This is a genomic window from Mangrovibacillus cuniculi (genome assembly GCF_015482585.1).
Lineage (GTDB): Bacteria > Bacillota > Bacilli > Bacillales > R1DC41 > Mangrovibacillus > Mangrovibacillus cuniculi.
Map to the genome: position 1 here is coordinate 1,984,851 of NZ_CP049742.1, position 25,150 is coordinate 2,010,000.

Annotated in this window: 24 protein-coding genes and 7 tRNA genes (1 of these 31 running past the window's edge); 8 read left to right on the forward strand and 23 right to left on the reverse strand. The window is 38.2% G+C overall.

What is annotated here, in order from left to right:
* Window positions 1-11: 11 nt before the first annotated feature.
* From G8O30_RS10170 to yidD, 4 genes are all read right to left on the reverse strand, one after another.
* Window positions 12-479 (reverse strand): NUDIX domain-containing protein, encoded by a 468-nt coding sequence (locus tag G8O30_RS10170; protein WP_239671975.1) that lies wholly within the window; start codon window positions 477-479, stop codon window positions 12-14.
* A gap of 51 nt (window positions 480-530) precedes the next feature.
* Complete coding sequence (locus tag G8O30_RS10175; RefSeq protein ID WP_239671976.1) at window positions 531-893, reverse strand: hydrolase; 363 nt, start codon at window positions 891-893, stop codon at window positions 531-533.
* 54 nt (window positions 894-947) lie between these two features.
* Window positions 948-1,352, reverse strand: a complete 405-nt coding sequence (locus G8O30_RS10180; RefSeq protein ID WP_239671977.1) for a phage holin family protein — start codon at window positions 1,350-1,352, stop codon at window positions 948-950.
* 110 nt (window positions 1,353-1,462) lie between these two features.
* Window positions 1,463-1,687, reverse strand: a complete 225-nt coding sequence (gene yidD, locus G8O30_RS10185) for a membrane protein insertion efficiency factor YidD (RefSeq protein ID WP_239671978.1) — start codon at window positions 1,685-1,687, stop codon at window positions 1,463-1,465.
* 126 nt (window positions 1,688-1,813) lie between these two features.
* Between yidD and G8O30_RS10190 the strand changes: the two genes are divergently transcribed.
* A complete protein-coding gene (locus G8O30_RS10190) occupies window positions 1,814-2,287 on the forward strand; it encodes an S-ribosylhomocysteine lyase (protein WP_239671979.1) in 474 nt (157 codons plus the stop codon).
* A gap of 21 nt (window positions 2,288-2,308) precedes the next feature.
* Here the strand turns inward: G8O30_RS10190 and ytzI are convergent, their stop codons facing one another.
* Window positions 2,309-2,467 (reverse strand): YtzI protein, encoded by a 159-nt coding sequence (ytzI, locus tag G8O30_RS10195; protein WP_239671980.1) that lies wholly within the window; start codon window positions 2,465-2,467, stop codon window positions 2,309-2,311.
* A 143-nt stretch (window positions 2,468-2,610) separates the two neighbouring features.
* Here ytzI and G8O30_RS10200 point away from each other — a divergent pair, with 143 nt between their 5' ends.
* The 5 genes from G8O30_RS10200 to G8O30_RS10220 all read left to right on the forward strand — a co-directional run bounded on the left by G8O30_RS10200 (window position 2,611) and on the right by G8O30_RS10220 (window position 6,389).
* Window positions 2,611-3,051 carry a Dps family protein gene (locus G8O30_RS10200; protein ID WP_239671981.1) on the forward strand — a complete coding sequence of 147 codons (441 nt, stop codon included), beginning with the start codon at window positions 2,611-2,613 and terminating at the stop codon, window positions 3,049-3,051.
* A gap of 99 nt (window positions 3,052-3,150) precedes the next feature.
* Window positions 3,151-3,333, forward strand: a complete 183-nt coding sequence (locus G8O30_RS10205) for a putative motility protein (protein WP_239671982.1) — start codon at window positions 3,151-3,153, stop codon at window positions 3,331-3,333.
* A 338-nt stretch (window positions 3,334-3,671) separates the two neighbouring features.
* Window positions 3,672-5,021 (forward strand): cytochrome ubiquinol oxidase subunit I, encoded by a 1,350-nt coding sequence (locus G8O30_RS10210; RefSeq protein WP_239671983.1) that lies wholly within the window; start codon window positions 3,672-3,674, stop codon window positions 5,019-5,021.
* A gap of 113 nt (window positions 5,022-5,134) precedes the next feature.
* A complete protein-coding gene (locus G8O30_RS10215) occupies window positions 5,135-6,172 on the forward strand; it encodes a cytochrome d ubiquinol oxidase subunit II (RefSeq protein ID WP_239671984.1) in 1,038 nt (345 codons plus the stop codon).
* 61 nt (window positions 6,173-6,233) lie between these two features.
* Window positions 6,234-6,389 carry a DUF1540 domain-containing protein gene (locus G8O30_RS10220; RefSeq protein ID WP_239671985.1) on the forward strand — a complete coding sequence of 52 codons (156 nt, stop codon included), beginning with the start codon at window positions 6,234-6,236 and terminating at the stop codon, window positions 6,387-6,389.
* A gap of 524 nt (window positions 6,390-6,913) precedes the next feature.
* Here the strand turns inward: G8O30_RS10220 and menC are convergent.
* The 6 genes from menC to G8O30_RS10250 all read right to left on the reverse strand — a co-directional run bounded on the left by menC (window position 6,914) and on the right by G8O30_RS10250 (window position 14,310).
* Window positions 6,914-8,020 carry an o-succinylbenzoate synthase gene (gene menC, locus G8O30_RS10225; protein WP_239671986.1) on the reverse strand — a complete coding sequence of 369 codons (1,107 nt, stop codon included), beginning with the start codon at window positions 8,018-8,020 and terminating at the stop codon, window positions 6,914-6,916.
* The gene (gene menE, locus G8O30_RS10230) at window positions 8,017-9,489 is read right to left on the reverse strand and encodes an o-succinylbenzoate--CoA ligase (protein ID WP_275576481.1); all 1,473 of its coding nucleotides are present in this window, start codon (window positions 9,487-9,489) and stop codon (window positions 8,017-8,019) included. Before menE ends, menC begins: the two co-directional genes overlap by 4 nt.
* A gap of 147 nt (window positions 9,490-9,636) precedes the next feature.
* Window positions 9,637-10,455, reverse strand: coding sequence for a 1,4-dihydroxy-2-naphthoyl-CoA synthase (gene menB, locus G8O30_RS10235; RefSeq protein WP_239671988.1), 819 nt, complete (start codon window positions 10,453-10,455; stop codon window positions 9,637-9,639).
* A complete protein-coding gene (gene menH, locus G8O30_RS10240) occupies window positions 10,455-11,216 on the reverse strand; it encodes a 2-succinyl-6-hydroxy-2,4-cyclohexadiene-1-carboxylate synthase (protein ID WP_239671989.1) in 762 nt (253 codons plus the stop codon). Before menH ends, menB begins: the two co-directional genes overlap by 1 nt.
* Window positions 11,210-12,910, reverse strand: coding sequence for a 2-succinyl-5-enolpyruvyl-6-hydroxy-3-cyclohexene-1-carboxylic-acid synthase (gene menD / locus G8O30_RS10245; protein ID WP_239671990.1), 1,701 nt, complete (start codon window positions 12,908-12,910; stop codon window positions 11,210-11,212). Before menD ends, menH begins: the two co-directional genes overlap by 7 nt.
* Window positions 12,907-14,310, reverse strand: coding sequence for an isochorismate synthase (locus G8O30_RS10250; protein ID WP_239671991.1), 1,404 nt, complete (start codon window positions 14,308-14,310; stop codon window positions 12,907-12,909). Before G8O30_RS10250 ends, menD begins: the two co-directional genes overlap by 4 nt.
* A 180-nt stretch (window positions 14,311-14,490) precedes the next feature.
* Here G8O30_RS10250 and G8O30_RS10255 point away from each other — a divergent pair, with 180 nt between their 5' ends.
* Entirely contained in the window at window positions 14,491-15,411 is a 921-nt protein-coding gene (locus G8O30_RS10255; RefSeq protein WP_239671992.1) for a 1,4-dihydroxy-2-naphthoate polyprenyltransferase, read from the forward strand.
* A 100-nt stretch (window positions 15,412-15,511) separates the two neighbouring features.
* A complete protein-coding gene (locus G8O30_RS10260) occupies window positions 15,512-16,141 on the forward strand; it encodes a TraR/DksA C4-type zinc finger protein (RefSeq protein ID WP_239671993.1) in 630 nt (209 codons plus the stop codon).
* Window positions 16,142-16,186: 45 nt separating this feature from the next.
* Here the strand turns inward: G8O30_RS10260 and G8O30_RS10265 are convergent, their stop codons facing one another.
* The 12 genes from G8O30_RS10265 to G8O30_RS10320 form a co-directional block, all read right to left on the reverse strand.
* Window positions 16,187-18,592, reverse strand: a complete 2,406-nt coding sequence (locus tag G8O30_RS10265) for a glycogen/starch/alpha-glucan phosphorylase (RefSeq protein WP_239671994.1) — start codon at window positions 18,590-18,592, stop codon at window positions 16,187-16,189.
* Window positions 18,582-20,033, reverse strand: coding sequence for a glycogen synthase GlgA (gene glgA / locus G8O30_RS10270; RefSeq protein ID WP_239671995.1), 1,452 nt, complete (start codon window positions 20,031-20,033; stop codon window positions 18,582-18,584). The genes G8O30_RS10265 and glgA overlap by 11 nt, the downstream gene beginning before the upstream one ends.
* Window positions 20,030-21,058, reverse strand: a complete 1,029-nt coding sequence (locus tag G8O30_RS10275) for a GlgC family sugar phosphate nucleotidyltransferase (RefSeq protein WP_239671996.1) — start codon at window positions 21,056-21,058, stop codon at window positions 20,030-20,032. Before G8O30_RS10275 ends, glgA begins: the two co-directional genes overlap by 4 nt.
* Window positions 21,055-22,227 carry a glucose-1-phosphate adenylyltransferase gene (locus tag G8O30_RS10280; protein ID WP_239674539.1) on the reverse strand — a complete coding sequence of 391 codons (1,173 nt, stop codon included), beginning with the start codon at window positions 22,225-22,227 and terminating at the stop codon, window positions 21,055-21,057. The genes G8O30_RS10275 and G8O30_RS10280 overlap by 4 nt, the downstream gene beginning before the upstream one ends.
* Entirely contained in the window at window positions 22,220-24,085 is a 1,866-nt protein-coding gene (glgB, locus tag G8O30_RS10285; protein WP_239671997.1) for a 1,4-alpha-glucan branching protein GlgB, read from the reverse strand. Before glgB ends, G8O30_RS10280 begins: the two co-directional genes overlap by 8 nt.
* Window positions 24,086-24,600: 515 nt before the next feature.
* Window positions 24,601-24,672 (reverse strand) — tRNA-Glu (locus G8O30_RS10290).
* Window positions 24,673-24,681: 9 nt separating this feature from the next.
* A tRNA-Ser gene (locus tag G8O30_RS10295) sits at window positions 24,682-24,772 on the reverse strand.
* A gap of 6 nt (window positions 24,773-24,778) precedes the next feature.
* Window positions 24,779-24,853 (reverse strand) — tRNA-Asn (locus G8O30_RS10300).
* A gap of 6 nt (window positions 24,854-24,859) precedes the next feature.
* Window positions 24,860-24,936 (reverse strand) — tRNA-Ile (locus G8O30_RS10305).
* A gap of 13 nt (window positions 24,937-24,949) precedes the next feature.
* A tRNA-Gly gene (locus G8O30_RS10310) sits at window positions 24,950-25,023 on the reverse strand.
* A gap of 6 nt (window positions 25,024-25,029) precedes the next feature.
* Window positions 25,030-25,105: transfer RNA gene (locus G8O30_RS10315), tRNA-His, on the reverse strand.
* Window positions 25,106-25,125: 20 nt separating this feature from the next.
* A tRNA-Phe gene (locus tag G8O30_RS10320) sits at window positions 25,126-25,150 on the reverse strand (it continues 51 nt past the right edge of the window).

Consider the following 25,150-nt stretch of genomic DNA (forward strand, 5'->3'; position numbering starts at 1 on the left):
ACAAAAGAGTTCTACTTTTTAGATATTTTTATGAAATTCATGGCTTCTTTCATCACGCCATCGCGCATTAAAAAGCTGTATCGATCATCCTCAAATGAGATGGAAAGTGAATGAAATATAGGTCCACTTGTCTCTAAATAACCTACATCGGAACAAATGTTAGAAACTTTTGCAACATAAATTCTTTTAGTGAAAAATCGAGAATCATCTACATACACTCGGTAATGCCCAAGTATAGCTAGATCACGAATATTTGCTCCCGTTTCCTCAAACACTTCTCTTTTTGCAGCCTCTTCTAGGGATTCTCCTTCTTCTACTTTTCCACCTGGAAACTCAATGCCTCTCTTAGGATGATCAGTCATCAAAAGACCATGAGTTAGTTTGGGAATAACAATGACATGCTTTATACTATCAGAAGCAAAGCAATCACCTGTTGTAAATTCCACTAGTTGCCCGTGAGCATCTTTAAAGGTTTTCATGTTCTCTCCTCCTACGTTTATTGTAGCGAACAGAGGAAAAGATGACACGTTTTAAGTGGTTTCTTCTTGATTGGGATCGTGTTCCAAACTCTCTGGTTTATGTTGGAGAAACCCTTGTTCCTCAATAAACTTTTTCGCGTCAGGTGTACCAAGCTCATGCAGTATTTCATAAATACGGTACATGTTGGCGTCATTTGCATCATTCTCTCGATCATAATGATATTGTAGATACGGCACATGCGCCCGAAAAAATCCTTGCCAATCAGATGAATAATTACTATCAAATATTTCTCTTAAACGAACGATTTCTTCATCTGTAGCTTGAATTTCATACTCCCAAGTAGAATCATCTTTTGTTCGCATGATTTGTCCTCTAGCTAAACAAACGTAATAGGTATGCTTTTCATTAGTCATGTCACAGACCCCTTTCTATTACTAGCTTTACGGATCTGTCTTTAATTATACATGTTACTTATCTGACTTTTCTTTTGACCTTAGGGAAGCAATGGTCTCTTTTACAATTGGTGGAACGGGTAAACCTATATTCCCTGCATTCTCTGTTAAAGATATAAACTCATTACATATATAAAACACAATAGTAACATCCCGGATGATTTGGTTATTACCCATAATTCCATCTAATAAATAAGCTATAGCGACAAAAGCAAAAATTAATATCTTCTTAGCAATCCCTCTTAAGCCTACCTTGCTCGATAAAGTTCCTGAAAGAGCGGCTGCGATAATACCACTAATATAATCTGTAACAACTAAAACAGTAAGCAAAGTTAGTAACATACTCCACTCACCAAAAAGAGAATAGCCAACACCACCAACAACAGAAAGGAAACCTACCCCCATATTTAATCGATTCAACAGAATCACTCCTTACCACATGTTGTCCTACTAACTATAGTATTCGGACTCGATGGAAAGGTACTTACTTATAGGTATATTTAGCTATTTTTTAGTGAGTTTAAAGGGGGTTAACTTTCTTTCTTTTCAGGAACAGGATCAATGCCTCCAGGATGAAAAGGGTGACATTTTCCTATTCGCTTAATGGTCAACCATGTACCTTTCAAAGCGCCAAATCTTTGTACCGCTTCCACTCCATAATGAGAACATGTTGGGTAAAAGCGACAAGTGGGCGGCTTCAATGGAGATAGTACTTTTTGATAAAAACGAAAAATAAAGACAATTATTTTTTTCATCAGTCAAGCCTCCTTTTCATATGGTGATACGAAGCAACGTACCGAGAATTAAACCATACAATTTTAGTAGGAATTAAATAAGATTCGTGTTATACTATAAACACTATGACTTAAGGAGTGAATCAAATGCCTTCAGTAGAAAGCTTTGAACTAGATCATAATGCCGTTGTTGCACCTTATGTACGCCACTGTGGTGTTCACAAAGTAGGAACAGACGGAGTGGTAAATAAATTTGATATCCGTTTTTCTCAACCAAACAAACAAGCGATGAAGCCAGATGCGATCCACACGCTTGAACATCTATTAGCGTTTAATATCCGAAAGTATTCCGAGCGTTACGATCATTTTGATATTATCGATATTTCTCCAATGGGTTGTCAAACTGGTTTCTACTTAGTAGTTAGCGGTTCTCCAACAGTGGAAGAAATTATTGATGTATTAGAAGATACAATGAAAGATGCTGTTACAATCGAAGAGATTCCAGCAGCTAACGAAAAGCAATGTGGTCAAGCAAAACTACATGACCTAGAAGGTGCTAAGCGACTTATGAACTTCTGGTTATCACAAGATAAAGAATCTTTATCAAAAGTATTTGGATAATTACCTGTTAGGGAATCACTCTTAGTGGTTCCCTTTTTTGTTTTCTTCTTCTACCTCATCTAGCGTTTTGACAGGATCAACTGTATGACGATAAGAATAAGCCTTAGAAGTAGTAAGTACACTTACAAGTATAATGACAAACACAATAATAATAGAAAAAATCATCACCAACGTTAGCATACAATCACTCCTTTTTTTTCATTGTATCACTTCCGCCTTCTCTATGTATAAATACAGCATATACGGGTAACGTAATGTAGTATGTTTAAAACAAATAAATAGTGGTAAACAAAGGATAGAAAGATGTTAAGGAGGAAAAACGCATGTCTGTCAAATTACACAACGCTGTAAACAAACAAGTTGCCAACTTCACAGTATTATTTACAAAGTTACATAACTATCATTGGTTTGTAAAAGGATCAAACTTCTTTGTTCTACACGAAAAGTTTGAACAGTTCTATAATGAGGCAGCTACACATATCGACGAGCTTGCTGAGCGTTTGTTAGCATTAGAAGGAAAACCTGTTGCTACCATGAAAGAATCATTGGAATTAGCAACAGTGCAAGAAGCAGAAGGTGGGGAAACTGCTGAACAAATGGTTGATTCATTAGCAAATGACTTTGGCACAATGATTAATGAGCTAAAAGAAGGCATGGAATTAGCTGCAGAAGTTGGAGATGAGACAACTGGTGATATGCTTCTAGCTATCCATCAACAGTTAGAAAAGCATGTATGGATGCTAAAATCTTTCTTAAATAAATGATTTTTACCCACCCAAAAAACATTAGTTTTTTGGGTTTTTACTTTATAAAAAGAAATGGAAACCGATAGAAAAGGTGATAATGGAAGGAGGTTTGAAGCTTTGAGTGTATCTGCATTAATGGGTAAACAAGTAGCCGAATTACAACAGACTGTTTCGCTTAGCTTAATGAAAAGTCAGATGGCCACGCAAACTGCTCACGCAACGGTAATGATGGAACAATTAACAGCATCCACGCCAGCTCCACATCCATTTAAAGGTGGGACGGTAGATGTTAAAGCTTAATGACACGTTTGTTGGAAACCTACCTCGATTTTAACTTGGTAGGTTTTTTCCTGTTAAAGATACGACTGGCGACTTTGGACGTTTGTCGCCTTCTTTCTTCTTCTCGCATGGCGGCTTTGGGCGTTTGTCGCCTCCTTTCTTCTTCTCGCATGGCGGCTTTGGGCGTTTGTTGCCTTCTAGCCGCACCTCTCCATGCGGCTTCTACGACTTGCACACAATTTAGCGCTTCTCTCCACACCATTCAAACGATAAACTACTTCACTTACACACCATCATGCATATTTACTGGAAGCCCGTGGATAATAAGGAAGCGATAGCATGTAGAGGAGGATTTACACATGGATGATTTAGTCATTGCACGGTCATTATTTGGTACCACCATGGGTTTCCATATCATATTCGCTACCCTTGGCGTAGGAATTCCATTAATGATTTTGGCAGCAGAATTACTTTATCAAAAAACGAAAGATGAAGACTATGCGGTAATGGGTAAAAGATGGACCAAAGCTTTTGCCGTCCTTCTAGGAGTTGGTATTCCTACTGGAACGATAGCTGGTGTTCAGCTTTCTCTACTTTGGCCAGGATTCATGGAGTTCGTTGGTCGAGTGATGGCTCTACCTTTTCAAATCGAAATTTATGCTTTCTTCGTTGAAGCACTTTTTATGTCTATCTACGTTTACGCTGCACACAGACTAAGCCCATGGATGCGAATTGTCAGCGTAACACTTGTAGCATTAGGCGGTTTAGCTTCCGCTGTTTTAATTACCAATGTGCATGCATGGGAAGGAACTCCAACTGGTTTCCGGATCGTTAACGGTGAAATTGTGGACGTGGACCCTTGGGCAGCTTTCTTTAACCCATCGTTTTTTGCAACTGCTGGACATGTCGCTCTAACTGCGTATACAACAGGTGCGTTTGTTATCGCTTCTGTTGCTGCGTTTAAGATGTTACGAGCTGAATTTGGCAGTCGTATTTATAAATTCCACCGTAAAGCTCTCATGTTAGGGCTATTACTTGGAGGATTCTTTTCGTTCTTTTCATCAATAAACGGTCACGAGACAGCACAGCAATTGCATGAATACCAACCAGAGAAACTAGCAGCAGCAGAAGGTTTATTCGAAACACAAGCCTACGCTCCTCTTGCAATCGGAGGATTTACTGACCGAGAAACACGAGAAGTAAAGTATGGAATTGAAATCCCATGGGCATTGAGTTTCTTAGCTGGAAATAGCTTCGACACGGTCGTAAAAGGATTGAATGACTTTCCTGAAGAATATTGGCCACCTTTATTTGTTCATACCCTGTTCAACGCGATGGTTGGAATTGGATCCTTACTAATTCTGTTAGCACTTATGGCACTATTTTGGAACAAGTTCCTCAAGAAACCCGAATTCCCTAAATGGATGTTAGGATTATTTGTTACTGCTGGACCGCTCGCAGTTCTTGCCATTGAATTTGGTTGGATATTTGCCTGTACAGGTAGACAACCATGGACGATTTATCGCGTATTGTCTACTGCAGATTCCGTAACATCCGCTTCAAACCTAACAACATTATTCGTCTTGTTTGCAGCAGTTTATGTGGTACTAGGGGTTGCGGTTGTGTTAGTAATGCTTTACTACTTTAAACGCCATCCAGTCGAAGAAGATTTATATCGTGCTGATGAACCTGGAGTGCCACTTTATTAAAAAGTACTCATCTTCATTTAGGCCACATTTTGTGGCCAACGATGAGTTGGTACTAGCCACGAAATAGTTCAATGCATAACTAAACGATTAAAAGATAGGAAAGGAGTGTTCATATGTCTGAGCAGTTAATTGCCGTCACGATACTTTGGGGATTTGTGTTTATCTACGCAGTTATGGCTACGATGGATTTCGGAGCTGGATTTTGGTCAATGATTTATTTGAACAAAGAACAAACGAAAGCCACTAACATTGCCAATAGATATCTATCTCCTACATGGGAAGTGACAAACACATTTATTGTGGCGATTGTTGTTGCTATTTATAGTTTTTTTCCTGGAGCGGCGTTTACCTTAGGAACCATATTACTTATCCCAGGTAGTATTATCCTACTTTTATTAGCCATTCGAAGTGGCTTTATGGTATTCAGTCACGTTGCAGATGATTATCGTGTTGCATTAACGTATATATCAGGAATTACAGGTCTATTAATTCCAGGATTTCTTATCGCAGTTCTTCCAATTTCACACGGAGGATTTGTCGAGTTAGAGTCAGCAGCACCAAGCCTAGATTTACAAGCTTTATTTACAAGCCCACATGTTTACTCTTTTATTGGTTTTGCGATTAGTTCAACACTTTTCTTATCATCATTACTGTTAGCTGATTATTCTAAAACCGCTGGTGAACCTAATGCATACAAAGTTTATCGAAGAGATTCCATTATTCTAGGGCCTATTTCTTTAGTCATGGCTGTTCTAATTATGCTAACCATGAGAAATGAAGCTAATTGGTTGTACACAAATATGATGGAACAACTGCCTCTATTATTATTATCAGTGGCGTTTTTCGTTATTGGAGGTTTAGCGATTTTTGTCTTTAAAGATCGTCACGGCATGAAGGGTGTCCCTAGAATAGCTGTTATTGCCGTTACCATTCAATATTTATTGGCAAGTTACGTATACGGAAGAGCACATCTTCCTTACTTTATTTATCCATCTTTCACCATTGAGGACGGATTTACTGATTCTGCTTCCTTCCAAGCAGTATTCATTACGTACATTGTAGGATTTTTAATTCTGTTCCCTGGATTCTTCTACTTTTGGAGAATTTTTATGAAAGATTCTCACGTTCGAGAAGATACCCAAACCGAATAAGTCACATGGTAACTGGTAATACTACTGCTGTATCTATTATGAACAAAGGGGATGAGATACGATGGCACAAGACGTATTATGCGAAGTTAGCAATTGTACCCACTGGAAAAACGGAAACCACTGTGGGGCTGATCAAATCTACGTAGTAAGTCACAGTGGAAAAATCGCTGACGACCAGCACGAAACAGACTGTAATACATTTAAACCTAAACACTAAGAAAAGCATAAGGCGCGCGTTCAGCCGCGGCAGGAAACTTCGGAAGGCCGAGGAGGCAGCTCTTCAGCCACCACAGGACTTGCGGAGTTTCCCGAGCGGTTGCGCACCTGGAGCTAGACATCAAGAAAAGCGAAAGGCGCGCGTTTAGCCGCGGCAGGAAACTTCGGAAGGCCGAGGAGGCAGTTCTTCAGCCACCACAGGACTTGCGGAGTTTCCCGAGCGGTTGCGCACCTGGAGCTAGACATCAAGAAAAGCGAAAGGCGCGCGTTTAGCCGCGGCAGGAAACTTCGGAAGGCCGAGGAGGCAGTTCTTCAGCCACCACAGGACTTGCGGAGTTTCCCGAGCGGTTGCGCACCTGGAGCTAGACATCAAGAAAAGCGAAAGGCGCGCGTTCAGCCGCGGCAGGAAACTTGGAAAGGCCGAGGAGGCAGCTCTTCAGCCACCACAGGACTTTTGGAGTTTCCCGAGCGGTTGCGCACCTAGAGCTAGACATCAGTAAAAGCTGTCGCACCTGCGACAGCTTTTTACATGGTGATAGTCTTGATTGTCACTGTCTTTACGAAGTCATAATCTAATTCAACGCCTATGCCTGCTTTAGTATATCTATGAACTTTGCCGTCTTTTACTTTTACAGGATCAGTCACAACATCATGCTCCCAATATACATCAGAGGCAACGATATCACCTGGGATGTCAAATTCTTCTCTTGATGCTAAAGCAACATTAACAGCCCTAGACACCCCAAATTCGATCATTCCACCACACCAAACTTCAATGCCGTGCTCTCTACAATACTCTATCATTTCTAATGCAGGAGTTAATCCACCTACTCTGCCAACCTTTACATTTAGAGCTTTTATCGCTCCTAAAGCATGAGCAGTTTTTAACTCTTGAATAGATGTAATACTCTCATCAAGACAAACTGGTGTAGAGATAGTCCTTTGTAACAAGGAATGCTCCACTAGGTCATCTACAGCAAAAGGTTGTTCAATTAATAAGAATCCTTCTTTATCTATTTCCTTTAGAAGGTCCATATCATCTAGAGTAAAAGCTCCATTTGCATCAACCATAAAAGCAATATTAGGATAATTTCTTTTCAATTCCTTTATCTGTTCAAACGTCTCTTTACCGTCTATTTTCACCTTAAATCGAGTATACCCATCACGATAAAGCTCTTCAGCCCTATTTTTCATCATGGCAAAGGAAGACGTTGCCAAAACGGCACCTACATACATCTCTTTCTTCTTACTACCAATTAGATCAGCTAAATTCATTTGTTTGACCTTCGCATAAATATCCCACAAAGCCATATCTATAGCGGCTTTTGACATATAATTTCGTCTTACATTAGACATCTTTATATAAGCGTCTATTGGTTGATCAAACGTTTGATCAATAATAATTGGTAATAGCCATTGTTGGAGGGCGTGGATTTCTGTTTCCACCGTTTCTTCTGTATACCAGGGCGATTCAAATGCAACAGCTTCCCCTAAGCCAATCACTCCATCTTCCGTTTGAAGTTCTAGTAATATACCTTTTCGCGAATGTAAAGATTGTAAGTGAGTAGAAAAAGGTCTCTTTAAAGGCATTTCTATCACATTGAGTGTAGCTTTAATTATTTTCCCAATCAACTCTGTTCACTCTCCAAAAGTGCTTTTAGTTCATGTCTTTTTATCTTCATGGAACTCGTCATCGGTAAGCTTTCCATGAAGTGAAAGTGCACTGGGTGTTTATAGCTCGCCAATTTCTCATGACACAGATGTATCAAATCTAACTCGACAGACCTTATATCTAGAACGTGATCGCTTAATACAATACATGCAGATGGTGACTGTCCCCACTCTGTACTTTGTACACCAATCACTGCCACTTGCTCAACATTTGGATGTGCTAACAAAACAGATTCAATTTCAGCAGGATATATGTTTTCTCCCCCAGATATAATTAGATCTGATCGTCTATCTTTTATATATAAAAATTCATCCTGATCTAAATAACCTATATCTCCTGTTTTAAACCACCCATTCACGAAGGCATTGGAAGTGACTTCTGGTAATCCCCAGTATCCTTTTGTAACAGTTGGGCCTTTGACAAGAATTTCCCCTACTCCACTTCCATCTAACTTATCAATTTTAATATCAGTATGAAGTAACGGAAGACCTACAGAGCCTATTTTCGTCGCTGCTTTTTCTGGAGAAAGTGTCACCACTTGCGAACAAGTCTCTGTCATCCCGTAAGTCTGAAAAAGATTAAAGCCTTTTTCCGTTAACTCCTGTAACAACCACTTAGGAACAGGTCCTCCACCAACTAAGAAGCCCTTAAACGTAGTTGGGATAGTCGTAAGGTTCCATTGTTCATGAAAACGTAACAGCATAACTGTTACTACTGAAGCAATGGTTACCTGTTCTTGTTGAATCAATGTACACAATTCTTCTTGATTATACGTCTCAGCTAAATAAAAGGAACAACCAGTAACAAGACTTCTAACTATTATGGAAAACCCACTCACATGAAATATTGGGACAGCACAATACCAACAATCTTGATTAATTATAGATAGATGGATAGAAGACGCAGTAGCTGAGTGGTAGTGATTTCCGTAGCTTTGGATAACTCCTTTTGGTTTACCAGTAGTACCTGATGTATACATAATGCTACACGTATCATCCCATTCGAAAGATCTTTGATCATTATCTGACATGAAGATATGATTCTCACTGTTAAAAATATGTCCTACCTCTAACGTCTTTGTTATAGATCGTACTTCGTTCATTAATTCTAGGGAATCACTAATAAATAGAGCAGCAGAGCAGTCCTTTACTTGATAAATAATTTCTTCTGGTGATAGCCGAGTGTTTACACAATGAGCAATTGCTTTTACTGCTTGTAAGGCTAATAATATTATTACTGTCTCAGGTTTATTAGAAAGGTGAACAGAAACACGGTCCCCTTCCTTTATTCCTGCTCCATTTAACACTTTTGCTACTTGTTCCGTTTTTTTATCTACTTCTTTAAAGCTTAAAGAATCTCCCCTTGGTAAATGCATCATTACTTTTTCTCCAGAGAGTCTCGCTCTAGTTTTCAACAAGTTTGGAATCATAACTTCACCCCAACATATAATCAAGGATTCTCACTAAAGACATACCATTGCTTTTGGTAGTCGATGAGTTACTACTATACACGTAACAAAAAAAGCCGTCCCAAAAGTATAGCTTTACTTTCAGGACAGCTCCCAATTCGTTAAGTATTAAGGGAAACGAGGGAATTGACCGAAGTCTGGTTTACGTTTCTCTTTAAATGCGTCGCGACCTTCTTTTGCTTCATCCGTTGTGTAGTAAAGAAGTGTTGCGTCTCCAGCCATTTGCTGGATACCTGCTAAACCATCTGTATCTGCATTGAAAGCTGCTTTTAAGAAACGAAGAGCAGTTGGAGATTTTTCTAACATCTCCTCACACCATTTAACTGTTTCTTCTTCTAGCTGTTCAAGTGGTACAACAGTATTTACTAGCCCCATATCTAGTGCTTCTTGTGCATTGTACTGGCGACATAAGAACCAAATTTCTCTTGCTTTCTTATGACCAATAATACGTGCTAAGTAGCCAGATCCATACCCTGCATCAAAGCTCCCTACTTTAGGACCAGTTTGTCCAAAAATGGCGTTATCAGCAGCGATAGTTAAATCGCAAACAACATGAAGAACGTGACCGCCACCGATAGCAAAGCCTGCTACCATTGCGACAACTGGTTTAGGAATTACACGAATCAATCGTTGTAAATCCAATACATTTAGACGAGGAATTTCATCCTCTCCAACGTATCCACCATGTCCACGTACTTTTTGATCTCCACCAGAACAGAACGCTTTTTCGCCTTCCCCAGTAAGAACGATTACCCCAACGTTAGAGTCATCTCTTGCACGAGAAAACGCATCAATAAGCTCCATTACTGTCTTTGGTCTAAATGCATTACGTACTTCTGGTCTATTAATAGTAATTTTTGCAATACCATTATAGAATTCATATTTAATATCTTCGTACTCACGTAATGTTTCCCAAGTATACGTCATTAAAAATCCTCCTTCATAAGCTTCTTTACTATTGTACCAAATTTTTCGAATTCCTCCACATGCGGAATATGACCTGCGGAAGAAACTTTTATTAAGTTACTTTGTGGAAAAAAAGTATTCATCTTTTCTCCAATCGCCAAAAACTTACTATCTTTCTCTCCAACGATAATAAAAACTGGGCGATGAAAATCTTTTAGTCGGGCCCAGTAAGAAGGCTGAACTCCAGTTCCCACCGCTCTTAAACTGTGAGATAGTCCATCTACGGTATGTTTTGACCGTTCAGCACGGAGTTTCACTCTATGTACCTCTTCTATGGATGAGAATAAAGGTATGTCTTCCCAAAATGATAGAAACCATTCTAAACCGTTCTCTTCTATTTTCGTAGCTAATTGTTCATCCGCTTCCTTACGATTATTCCTACCTTCTAAAAGTCCTGGAGAAGTACTCTCAAGCACCAACTTTTTAACCATGTGTGGGTACTTCATTGCATAGCCAATTGCAAGTCTCCCTCCCATTGAGTAGCCAAGTAAAGTTACTTCCTGACTAATAACAGTTGAAATAAAAGAATGCAGTAACTCTATGTGTTCTTCCCAAGTAGGAAATAATGTATAGTGCTTACCATCATGTCCAGGCCAATTAATTGCGTACGTTGTTACGTTTGGAAAAACTAATTCTTCAAAGCTACTAGAACTTCCTGTAAACCCATGACAAACCACTAATGGTTCGGCATTTTCGTCTCCAAACACTTCGTACTTCAACATTCGTCATCACTCAACAAATAATCAATTTCCCGGGAAACATATTTCCACAATTCTCGGTGTTGTGCGACATGATTTTCTCTATCCACAACAATTTCAACAATTTTCGGTCCATCTATTGGGACAATTTCTTTTTCTAGTTCTTGATAGTTTTCCACTTTCACATAAGGAATCCCATACATAGCAGCCGTATGTTTAAATTTAATACCCGTTGGAGTTCCAAACAGAGTCTCATAATGTTGCTCCATCTTTCCTTGAGGTAAGTAGGAGAAAATACCACCTCCATCGTTGTTGATAACGATAATGGTTAAAGGTGTTTGTTGCTGTTTGGCATATAATAAACCATTCATATCATGGTAGAAAGATAGATCTCCAATTAAAAGGTAACTTGGATTTACGCAAGTAGCCATACCAACTGCTGAAGAAACAACGCCATCTATTCCATTAGCTCCTCTATTAGCAAATACGAGTTTCTCACTACCATTTTTAGAGAAAAACAAATCAACTTCTCGAATTGGCATGGAGTTACCTACAAAAACATGCGACGCGTTAGGAAGTGTTTCATTTAAGAAAGTATAGATCTTCCTTTCAGACCATTCCTCATTAGGAATGTCACTATGAATTACTTCGTTCCATATTAACCAAGGGTTTGACTCATTTGCTTTTCCTTCTAATTTTAAAAGCTCCTTAAGGAAACTCTCCATAGATGCATGTACAAAACTTGTAGATAGAGTTGGATCTCTGTATTCTTGCCCTTCATCTACCGTGATGTACATAGCGGTACTTTTTTGGATAAATTGTGTTAAAACCTTTGAAACCGGCATAGCCCCAAAACGAATAATGCAGTCTACTTGTAAATGTTCTAATGATCTACCATCTCGTAAAAACCAGTCATAGCGATCCACTATATATGGTTTTAGACACTTTACAAAACGTAGGTTAGAAAGTGGATCTGCAACAATTGCAAAATGAAACTTTTCCGCACATGCTAGAAGTAATTCTATTTCTGCATCAGAGTAATTTTTTTCTCCACACACAAAAATACCTTTGCTGTTATCTTCCAATGCTTCTTGTAAAGATTGGTCTAAACTAGTCAATTGAATAGAAGTATCTGCAAAATCTCTCACTATAGGAATATTGTTTGTTACATACTCCAAATCAGGGATTAGGGGTTCTCTAAATGGAATATTCACATGAACAGCACCAGCCGGACTAACCTGTGACGTGTTCATCGCTCGAGATGCAGTAAACAATGCTATGTTATTGGTTTCTTCTCTCCCATCTGCTATAGGTAAATCGGTAGCCCATTTCACATGATTACCAAACAAGTTAACTTGTTGAATGGATTGAGGTGCACCTACATCTCGTAATTCATGAGGACGATCAGCAGTTAAGACCACCAGAGGAACTCGACTAATGTTAGCTTCCACAATAGCTGGAAAGTAATTTGCTGCTGCAGTTCCCGAAGTACAAAGTAGCGCAACTGCTCTTCCTTTTGTTTTGGCTAATCCTAATGCGAAGAATCCAGCTGATCTCTCATCAACTTGAATATGTATCTTCAGCTTTGGATGTTCAGCGAACCAGTAGGCTAAAGGAGTAGAACGAGAACCAGGACTAACCACTATATCGGTTAGTCCTGCTTGTATAAGTCCGTTCGTAAAAGATTCCACATATGTGGTCAATATTGGATTTTTCATGACAGGTCATCTCCACTAAAAGCTCTTTTCATTGGTCTCAGTTTAAGTTCCGTCTCTTCCCACTCTGCTTGTGGGTTAGAGGAGTCTACAATCCCACATCCTGCAAATAAGTATGACCTTTTTCCTCTATCTGTAATAAGAGCTGAGCGGATTGCAACTGCAAATTCTCCATCTCCATGCATATCGACAAAGCCGATTGGAGCTCCGTAAAATCCACGGTCCCATGTCTCTACTTGTCGGATAATCGATAAAGCTTCTTCAACAGGTTCTCCACCAAGTGCAGGGGTTGGATGTAAAAGTTGAACAAAGGATAAAATAGATTGATTTAAAGCTACCCTCCCAATAACCGGTGTATAGAGGTGCTGAATATCTTTCATCTTTAAAAGCGTAGGATAGTTTGGCACATAAACGTCGTCACATAGCGAAACAAATGCATTTTGAATTCTTTTCACTACATATTCATGTTCTTTTCTATTTTTTTCATCATTCAACAAAAGGTTACCAAGATGTGCATCTTCTTTATCTGTTTTCCCTCTAGAAATACTTCCAGCTAAACAAGTTGATTTTACTTCTTCCCTATTCTTTACAATTAATCTTTCTGGTGTTGCACCAATAAAACATTGTTCTAATGCTTCTAAGACAAAGATATAACTATTTGTTTGTTGTTCTGTTAAGCGTTCGATGACTGTAGCAGTCTCAATAGCACTAGAGAAGTCTGCTCTAACTGGTCTTGCAAGAACCACTTTCTCCGCTTCCCCTTTTTGAATACGATCAACTACTTCCTCCACCTGAGCGTACCAGTTGCTTGGGTTAACTTCCTCAAAAGTTGTGGAAAAAGATTCGTTTTTAACATGTTCTTCACAGGAGAGTAATTGATTTTCTTGAGCGGTTAGCTTGGATAGTATTTGATCAATATTTTCGAAACCTTGAACGTATAAATTAATGGTTAAAAAGACTTTTTCATCTTCTATAATACTTAACATGAATTGTGGAACGTAAAAAAGTCCATTGGAAAAAGGAGACCAATTGCTGTCAGGCTCTACCTTTTCATCAAACGAAATACCACCGAATAAGGTTGGTCCAAATTCAGGAAGATTGTCGTTCATCACTACCTGTTTAGTTAAGCGCTTCCACTCCTTTTCAATAGAGAAAAGCGCATTTGGCTCTGATGATTGGAAAGTGTGTGCTAATCCTTGTCCAACCATTACTTTTGTATTATCTGCGTTCTTCCAATAAAATCTTTTGCCTAGAAACAATTCTTTCCCATTATGAAAGAATTGGCTAGGTTTTATATAGTCTATCGCAACCGTATGACTAGCTAAAACACCTTCTTCTAGTTTAGCTGCCTTTTGTGCTGCTTCAAGTAACGTTGCTTTTAAATTGGAAAGTTGAACAGCCATCAACTTCATCCCTCCAGGAGCGCTAAATTAGTGTATAAGCGCATTGTCTCACATATTAAATACACAATAATTATTATTATAACGAAATTTCTCCAACAATTCACCCTTGAAATCCTATATCTACCTTTCTTTTAATAATGGTATAATAAAGGTACAGCATAGTTGATAGGAGAATGATGTATGACAGTAGTACAAGCAAAAATTGAAGCCGATAAAGGCTGGCGTATATGGTGGCAATTAACTAGACCTCACACATTAACTGCTGCTTTTGTTCCTGTAAGTTTAGGAACAGCGTTAGCATACTTGGAAGGATCCATAAATTGGTTTGTATTTATCAGTATGTTAGTGGCTTCTATGCTTATTCAAGCTGCCACAAATATGTTTAATGAATACTTTGACTTTAAACGTGGTCTTGATCACGAAGGATCTGTTGGCATAGGTGGTGCCATTGTGCGTAATGGCGTAAAACCAAAAACTGTATTAAACCTTGCATTTTCCTTTTTTGGGATAGCAACCTTACTTGGTCTCTACATTTGTATCCAATCAAGTTGGTGGGTAGCTGTAATTGGCGTTATATGCATGTTAGCGGGTTACTACTATACTGGTGGACCTATCCCTATAGCCTATACTCCATTTGGTGAAATTGTAGCTGGATTTTTCATGGGAACAGTAATAATTGTTTTATCTTTCTTTATCCAAACTGGCAATGTTTCAACAGAGGCTTTTATTATCTCTATTCCAATAGCGATATTAGTGGGAAACATTCTACTTGCTAATAACATTAGAGACTTAGACGGTGACAAGGAAAACGGTCGTAAAACGTTGGCGATTTTAGTAGGTCGAACAAATGCCATCCGTGTGTTAGCAGCTTTCTTTGGCTTAGCTTATGCGAGTTTGATCTTTTTCATCTTATTTAATTCCTTCTCATTATGGGTATTGTTACCACTTGCGAGCATCCCTATTGCTGTAAAGGCAACAAAAGGGTTTATTGGTAAGAGTGTACCCTTGGAAATGTATCCAGCAATGAAGGCGACAGCTCAAACAAATACGATTTTTGGTCTTTTACTAACCATCGCACTTTTACTTCAAGCCTTTTTGTAAGAGTGAATGACAAAAAGAGGTAGCTTCTTAGCTGCCTCTTTTATTTTTCCATGACTAAATATTTACTCCTCTTACATACTATACGTAGGAGGAGATGACCATGCTTACACAGGATCAACAATCATATCTTAAGAATCAATTATTGGAAGAAAAGAAAACAATTGAACAATCTCTTCATAATTTCCATGACGGCCAACACGATTCCTCAATTATAGAAACTACAGGGGAACTATCATTGTATGACAACCATCCTGGAGATGTTGCAACGGAACTTTATGAGCGAGAAAAAGATGCTGCCTTAGAGGAACATGCAGAAGAAGATTATGAAAAAGTGGAACTTGCACTTAAAGCTATGGAAGAAGGCACATATGGAGTGTGTAAAAAATGTAACGAACCAATTCCATACGAACGTCTAGAGATTATTCCGACAACGCTTTATTGTGTACAACATTCTCCAGAACAAGATGTAAATGATTACAGACCAATAGAAGAAAAAATATTAGAAGCTCCGAGAAATGGTTCATTTTCTCATAGTAGAGCAGAAGTAAGAGATACGCAAGATAGCTTTCAAGAAGTCGCACGTTTCGGCACTTCCGAATCTCCTTCTGACCGCATGGGAGACAATGAGTCCTATAGCGACTTGTATAGAGAAGAAGAAGGATTTGTCGAAGAAGTGGACAAATACGGTACTAATCGATTAGATGGTAAAAGAGAAGATAACAATAACTAAAAAAAGGCTGTCTAGTAGGGAAAGAACTCCTCTAGACAGCCTTTTTTATACCCTTACCTCTCTTGTTAATCCCCAGATTTCATTTGCATAAGAATCAATTGTTCGATCAGAAGAAAAGTATCCTGACTCCGCAATATTTACCAGGCATTTTTGCTGCCATTGAAGCGAGTCTTTTTGAAAATCATCTGCTAATCGCTTTTGGGTGTCAACATAGGAAGAAAAATCTCGTAAAACAAAATATTGATCATTATGCGACATCAAAGCATCAACAATCATATCAAATTGCTCTCTCTCGTGACCAAAAAAGTCAGATTGGAGTGCTTCCATCACATTTTTGATTCGACTGTCATGATGATAATAATCAGTAGATACATACCCACCTTCCTGATCGTAACGCATAACCTCTTCTGACGTTAAACCAAAAAGATAAATATTCTCCGGTCCCACTCTTTCAGCAATCTCCACATTAGCCCCATCTAGCGTACCAATGGTTAAGGCACCATTCATCATCAACTTCATGTTACCAGTACCAGAAGCTTCTTTACTAGCAGTGGAGATCTGTTCACTAACATCAGCAGCAGGTATAATTCTTTCTGCTAAACTAACACGGTAATTCTCCATAAACACAATGGAGATCATCTCTCGAATTCTTGGATTCGCTTGTATTTTCCTTTGTAATGAGTGAATAAGTTTAATTACTTTCTTCGCAAAATAATAACCTGGAGAAGCTTTTGCACCAAAGATAAATGTCCTTGGAGTAATCGTTAAACTTTTATTTTCTTCCAACTGTTGATACAAATAAAAAATATGGAAGACATTTAACAATTGTCTTTTATAAGCATGTAATCTTTTAATTTGCACGTCATAAATGGAATCAGGATTGATCAATTGACCTGTTGTTTTGAAATAGAAATTAGAAAGGGAAATTTTGTTGTTCTTTTTTATGTCATATAGTGACTGTAATACCCCAGAATCATTTCTAAAATGATGTAATTTTTCTAAGGCAGATGGTTCTTTAATGAAGTCTTTCCCAATTTTTTCTGTCAGTAACTTGGTTAAGGAAGGATTCGCTTTTAGTAACCATCTACGGTGTGTAATGCCATTTGTTTGATTACAAAACTTTTCTGGTCTCCATTCGTAGAACTCTCGCATTTCTCGATGTTTAAGAATCTCTGTGTGGAGTCGTGCTACTCCGTTCACTCGATAACTTCCATAAATAGCTAAGTGTGCCATTTTAATTTGATTATGCGCAATAATTGCCATTCTTTCAATTCTAGACCAATCTCCTGGATACTTCTCCCAAAGTTCTTGACAAAAACGTTCATTGCATTCCTTCACAATCATATAGATTCTCGGCAATAGCCTCTGAAATAAATCTTCAGGCCATTTTTCTAGGGCTTCAGATAGAGTTGTATGGTTCGTATAGGATAGCGTTGTCTGAGTTATTTGATAAGCTTCTTCCCAAGATAAAGAGTGCTCATCTAATAACAATCTCATTAACTCAGGAACAGCAAGTGACGGGTGTGTATCATTTATCTGGATATGAACATAACGAGGTAGTAATTTTATATCTTTATGTTGTGTTAAAAATTGCTTAATGATGGTTTGTAGACTAGCAGAGACTAGAAAGTATTGTTGCTTTAATCGTAAGATCTTTCCTTCATCATGCGTATCGTCGGGGTATAAAAATTCGGTAATTTGCTCTGTTTCTCTTTTGTATTTTAAAACGTTCCCTGGAATTCGAAGGGTAGTAGGTTCAGCATTCCATAATCTTAATGTATTAATTGTTTCGTTTCCAGCTCCTACAACTGGCATATCGTGAGGAACTGCACTTACGTACTCAGCATCCACATGGCGATAAGTTTCTTTTCCCATCTCCAACTTTACTTCAACAGTTCCCCAAAATGGGACGTTACACGCTAAATCTGACTTTCTCACTTCCCAAACATAGCCCGTTTTCAACCATTGTTCGGGTAATTCGACTTGAAAGCCATCTACAATTCGTTGTTCAAATAAACCGTGTCTATACCTAATTCCCATACCGTGTCCTGGATACGCTAAAGATGCTAAAGAATCTAAGAAGCAAGCTGCTAATCTTCCTAACCCACCATTACCAAGCCCAGCATCATCTTCCATATCATCAATATCTTCTATGTGGATACCTAAGTCTTTTAATCCATCTTCTACGATATCCAAACAACCTAGGTTCATTAAATTCTGCTTTAACAACCTTCCTAATAAAAATTCAATGGAAAGGTAATAAACTTGCTTTTCTTGATTCATACGGTATTGCTCATTTGTTTGAATCCACTGACCACTAATAGACTCTCGGACCATGGTGCCGAGAGTCTGGAATTGATCTTGTTTGGAAGTTTGATCGAAACTTTTTCCGTGCATACGTTCAAGTCTTTCTAAAAATGCTAGTTTAAACTCATCTTTATTAGAAAACATGACTTTCACTCCCTGTTATTAGCTCATGATATAGGTCACGGTATTGTTTCGCTGAATGTGTCCAACTAACATCTGTCTCCATAGCTTGACGAATAATTGGGGAGAAACGCTCTTCATCCTCATAAAAAGAAAATGCACGTCGAATGGTATGCAACATGTCATGAGCGTTATAATTACTAAAACTAAAGCCATTGCCCTGTTTCGTCTTCTCATTGTATGACTGAACTGTATCGTTTAATCCACCTGTTTCTCTTACAATTGGCACCGAACCATATCGCATCGCTATTAATTGCCCTAGTCCACATGGCTCGAACCTGCTAGGCATAAGGAAAAAATCAGATGCAGCGTATAATCTATGAGCCATTTCCTCATGGAAGCCGATCCAAGAACGGACCTTATTTGGATACGCAGTAGTCATGTCCCTACACCATTGTTCATAGTGCCATTCTCCACTACCTAAAAAGATCCATTGTGCTTTTTCATTCACTAACTCGGAAAACACATGTTGTATTAAATCAATCCCTTTTTGTTCAGTTAACCTACTTATCATCACAACTAAGGGAATAGACGGGTTAACAGGTAATCCAAATGTTTCTTGAACAAGTGTCTTTGCAGCTACTTTCCCAGACCAATTATCTGCATGATAGGAAAGGGGAATCGATGGGTCGTCAGCAGGATTATATTCCTTGTCATCGATGCCATTCACGATGCCTATTACATCGTTTGCTCTAAATCGTAACAGTCCTTCTAATTTCTCTCCAGCATATTCATGCATAATTTCATCACGATATGTCGGGCTTACCGTTGTAATTTTATCTGAAGCTACTAAAGCTGCTTTCATAAAACTAATGTTTCCATGAAATTCTAAATAATCTGGATGATAAAATACATCTGGTATTCCCAGCAAATCACTCATCACACTTTGAGGAAAAATCCCTTGATATTTTAAATTATGAATAGTGTAAACCGTCTTCATTTGGCCCATACCAGCGTAATACTGATACTCTGTTCGATATAAGAAAGGAATCATCCCCGTATGCCAATCATGACAGTGCAACACTTCTGGTTTATATGATATCTTTGACAACATATCTAATACCGCTCGATTAAAGAAAGAAAACCTTTCTCCATCATCATCGTAGCCGTATAAACCTTCCCTATTAAAGTACTGTTCATTATCAATAAAGTAGTATGTTACACCATCGTGCACTAACATTTCTACTCCGCAATAAGCATTACGCCATCCTAATGATACTTTGAAGTTGGTAAGAAGTTTCATCTCTTTTGTATATTTTTCATGAATGTCCGCGTACTTTGGCATTACAACGCGTACATCGTGACCAATTTCGTTTAAAGACTTAGGTAGAGAACCAGCAACATCAGCTAGTCCTCCAGACTTAATAAACGGTGCACATTCCCCTACGATAAATAATATGTTCATCTCGCTGGTACCACTCCTTGTGTAGCTCCTTTAGGAATTATAATTAGATCGTCAGGAAGACCCAATAGATTTTCGTTAGTTCCTATTTTTACATCTTTGTCCAAAATAGCATTCTCTACTCTAGCACCCTCTAGTAATTGGCTTTTTTGCATGATTATAGAATCTTTTACTACTACGCCTTTACCAATCTTGACAGCTCTAAAGATAATGGAATTCTCAACAGTACCTTCAATTACACAACCATTTGCAATTAAGGAATTCTTCACAACTGCATTTACTCCATATTGTGTAGGTGGTTCATCTTTTACTTTTGTAAAAATTGGTTGTTTATCAGAAAATAATTGAGGATAAAGAGTAGAAGTTAATAACTCCTTATTTGCTTCATAGTATGTTTGAATGGAATCAATTCGCTTCGCATAATTAGTTGTTTCATATGGACATATATGATAGTCATGACGTAAATCTAATACTACATCTCTCATACATGTATAACCTGTTTCTTGACGGTTCTCTACCAAGTCTATTAATAGAGAAGTCTTTACGATATACATATCTAATGACCGACCATCTTTACGAATTTCCGTCACATCGCAAGCTGACTTTTGATGTTGTCTTAAAATTGGTTGAATGGATAAATTGCAAACGGTAAAACAGTTACTAATAAAAGCGTATGGCTGTTTGCTTCGTTTAAAATAATCTAAATGAAGAGCAAAATGATCAAATGCACCAATCTTGTTATCATCTAATTCTAAACTGGGAGAAGGAAAGAAAAATAAGCCGTCTCTCTTTCTATCTAAATCCCAATTCTTTCCTGACCCTAAATGGTCCATTAGAGAACGATATTGATATTTAGGAAAGATCGCAACACTTCCAATACCTGAGTTGGTCATACTAGATAAAATAAAATCGATAAGACGATAACGGCCTCCAAACGGTAAAGCTGCCAATGAGCGATGAGTTAAAAGCTCTTCTAACGAATTTTCTCCAGTTGTTGCATCTATAACTCCTAATAGTTCACCCTTCATTGTACATCCCCCGCTTCTTGTAAACTTTTATCTTTTTCTTCAATCCACTCTTGTGTAATAAGCAGCACATCATCATCTGTAACTGATGGAATAATCGTCATCATAGGCGGAATGACTACGCCTTCAGCTAATATTGCTCTCTCAATTGTACACCCTTCTCCTACCACAGCATTTGGCATGGCCACTACCTGTTGAAGAGAAGCTCCCTTTTTCACTTGCACCCTATGGAATAGAACTGAATTTTGGATATCTCCTTCTACCATACACCCTTCATTGATAAAAGAGTTCTGTACCGAAGCATCTTCTGATAGTAACTGTGGAGGTTGATTAGGGTTAACTGAATAGATTCTCCAATCATGATCAAATAAATCTAATTCGTTTTCACTGTTCAACAAATCCATATTTGCTTCCCAAAGACTTTTAACTGTTCCAACATCTTTCCAATATCCTTTAAAAGGATATGCATATACTCGTTTCTTTTCATCTAATAGAAGAGGTATAATGTCTTTTCCAAAATCGTGAGAAGAATCTGGATTTCTTTCATCCATCTCTAAGAAATGTTTTAAAGTAGACCAATTAAAGATATAAATCCCCATAGATGCTAGGTTATTTTTAGGTGCAGCTGGTTTTTCCTCAAATTCACTAATTGCATAGTCATCTGTCGTATTCATAATGCCAAAACGACTAGCTTCATCCCAAGGAACTTCAATTACAGAAATAGTTACGTCTGATTGTTTTTCAATGTGATACTCTAACATCTTTTCATAGTCCATCTTATATATGTGATCTCCAGATAGAATCAAAACATAATCAGGGTCATGTTGTTTCATATAATTCATATTTTGATAGATAGCACTAGCTGTACCTGTATACCACTTAACTTCTGACATTTCTGCATAAGGTGGTAGTACAGAAACACCGCCATTTCTTCTATCTAAATCCCAAGCACTTCCGATACCAATGTAGGAATTTAATAATAGGGGTTGATATTGGGTTAATACTCCTACGGTTGTAATACCTGAGTTAATGCAATTACTTAATGGAAAATCAATAATACGGTACTTTCCTCCGAAAGGGACGGCTGGTTTTGCCAGTTGAGCTGTAAGTGCACTAAGTCTACTTCCTTTTCCTCCTGCTAATAACATTGCTATACACTTTCCATTAATCATCATTAAGTCCCCCTTTGAATTTTGGTTTTATTATTATGGCAGAAAACGCAGGTAATTTAATGGTGACACTGCCTTCCTGGCCATGAAACGAATCATTTTCTACTGAAATACTCTGATACTGTTCTTTAATGGAATCTCCACCATATGTAGTCCAATCAGTTGACCAGACCAATTCGTATTCAGATGCTAGCGGAACACCAAAAGTAAATGATTCATATGCTATTTCTCTAAAATTACAAATCACTACCCCAAAATTCTTTTCCTCTTTTCCTCTTCGGATGTAAGATAAGATACTTTGTTCATTATTATGAACATCGATCCATTTAAACCCTGAGGAATGATGATCTTTTTCAAACAAGAAAGAGCATTCTTTATATAAATGCAGCAATTCTTTAAAGTATGTATGGAATTTTTGATGCATTTCAAAATCTAGTAAATTCCAATCTAACTGCTCCATATCTTTCCATTCAGAGAACATCCCTAACTCTGCTCCCATAAACATTAATTTCTTACCTGGGTGTGTAAACATATACGTGTATAGCAATCTAGCTTGTGCAAACTTTTCTTCATAGTCACCTAACATTTTAGAAACGATAGATTTTTTACCATGAACAACTTCATCATGTGATAGGGGTAATAAAAAATTTTCGGAAAATGCATACATCATGGAAAAAGTTAGTAGATGATGAACATCACCCTTTTCATGATGAGGAGTTTCCATAAACTTTAATACATCATTCATCCATCCCATGTTCCATTTGTAGTTAAAGCCGAGCCCCCCGTGTGATACCGGATGGGTTACTCCAGGCCAATCTGATGAATCCTCGGCCATCATTAACGTATGACAATCATATTGGAACACTCTAGAATTTAGTAATTGTAGGAATTCTTGTGCATACTTATTGGCAGATTCTTCGTTGGTGTTAGGCCAATAAATCATATTAGATACAGCATCAATTCTAAATCCATCAACATGGAATTCTTTTAGCCAATAAATAGCATTGGATAATAAAAAGCTCCGTACAGCTCCTTTACCCAGATCAAAATTTGCTGTACCCCAAATCCAATTCTCTCTATCATTCTCTTTTTGGTATTCAAAGACATTGCTACCGTCAAAAGTAGATAATCCATGAGCATCTTTACAAAAATGACCTGGTACCCAGTCCATTATTACTCCAATACCTTCTTTATGGCAGGCATTTATAAAACGCTTAAATGAATCTGGACTTCCAAATCTACTAGATGGAGCGTAGTAACCAGTAGCTTGATAGCCCCACGAACGATCAAAGGGGTGTTCATATACTGGAAGCAGCTCGATATGAGTGAATCCCATTTCTTTTACGTATGGGATTAATGTAGTTATTAGTTCATCAAACTGATACGGTTTTTCTACGTCGTGAATTTTCCAGCTACCTAGGTGTACTTCATAAATAGATAAAGGTTTTTCATAGACAGCAGCTGTTCTTTTTTTCATAAGCCACTCTTCATCTGTCCATTGGAATGGAGTTACACCATAGACGACAGAGGCTGTTTCTGGACGTACCTCAGCGTGTGTAGCAAACGGGTCTGCTTTAAGTAAAACTGCTCCGTCTTTTGTATGAATTTCATACTTATAAACATGAGTAAATAAGTTTCTAGGTACATTACACTGCCAAACCCCGTTTGCTATTTCTTTTGCTTCCCACTCACTTTTCTTCCAATTATTAAATGAGCCTAGAACATAAACTTTCTTTGCTTCAGGGGCGAAAACCCTAAAAGTTGTGCTACCTTCTTTTTTATTCACGTGACTTCCAAAGTATAAATATGCTTCTTCATATGTCCCTTCATGAAATAAATGAATCTCAAGATCGTTCGTCAAAGTTGTTCACCTCTTTTTATTTCTTATACTTTGTATGTTTTTCATTTCTCTTTTTTTGTCTAAATACCTCCTTACATAATTCTTGCAATTTCGACAATTCATCACTAATACATTGAACTAGCAGCTTTTTTCAGATGATGTAAACGATACCACTTTGTAAAATATGTCGAATAAACTATATGTACGTCGAATTTTCATTACATAAAATTTTATTAAAGTTGAATTTCTTGTCATGTTTTTAAAGTTCATAATATGTGGCTATTAAATTCGAATGATAAGACATTAAGTAGTTATGGATATATAGCATTACCGATTAGGAATACCTGATTGCTAATACTGAGAGTTGTTTGATATAGAGGAGACACATCATTGGCCACGTCACGTGACCAATGATGTGTTATTACTGATCACGTAACAAAAAAAGGCTGGTACATAACTTTTCAGTTAGTACCAGCCTTTTGGAAAAATCATAAAAAAAGACTAGCTCATATGAGCTAGTCTTTACTACTTATAGATGACCCGTACGGGATTCGAACCCGTGTTACCGCCGTGAAAGGGCGGTGTCTTAACCGCTTGACCAACGGGCCAGAATTATCTGGCGGAGAAGGAGGGATTTGAACCCTCGCGCCGGTTACCCGACCTACACCCTTAGCAGGGGCGCCTCTTCAGCCACTTGAGTACTTCCCCTTAAAATGGCTCCGCAGGCAGGACTCGAACCTGCGACCGATCGGTTAACAGCCGATAGCTCTACCACTGAGCTACTGCGGAAAAATATGGTGGGCCTAAGTGGACTCGAACCACCGACCTCACGCTTATCAGGCGTGCGCTCTAACCAGCTGAGCTATAGGCCCATTATCTAAAAATTGGAGCGGGTGATGGGAATCGAACCCACGACATCAGCTTGGAAGGCTGAGGTTTTACCATTAAACTACACCCGCAACATATGGGGCGACTGATGGGAATCGAACCCACGAATGTCGGAACCACAATCCGATGCGTTAACCACTTCGCCACAATCGCCATAATTACCAATTAGGTAATGGTGGCTCAGGACGGAATCGAACC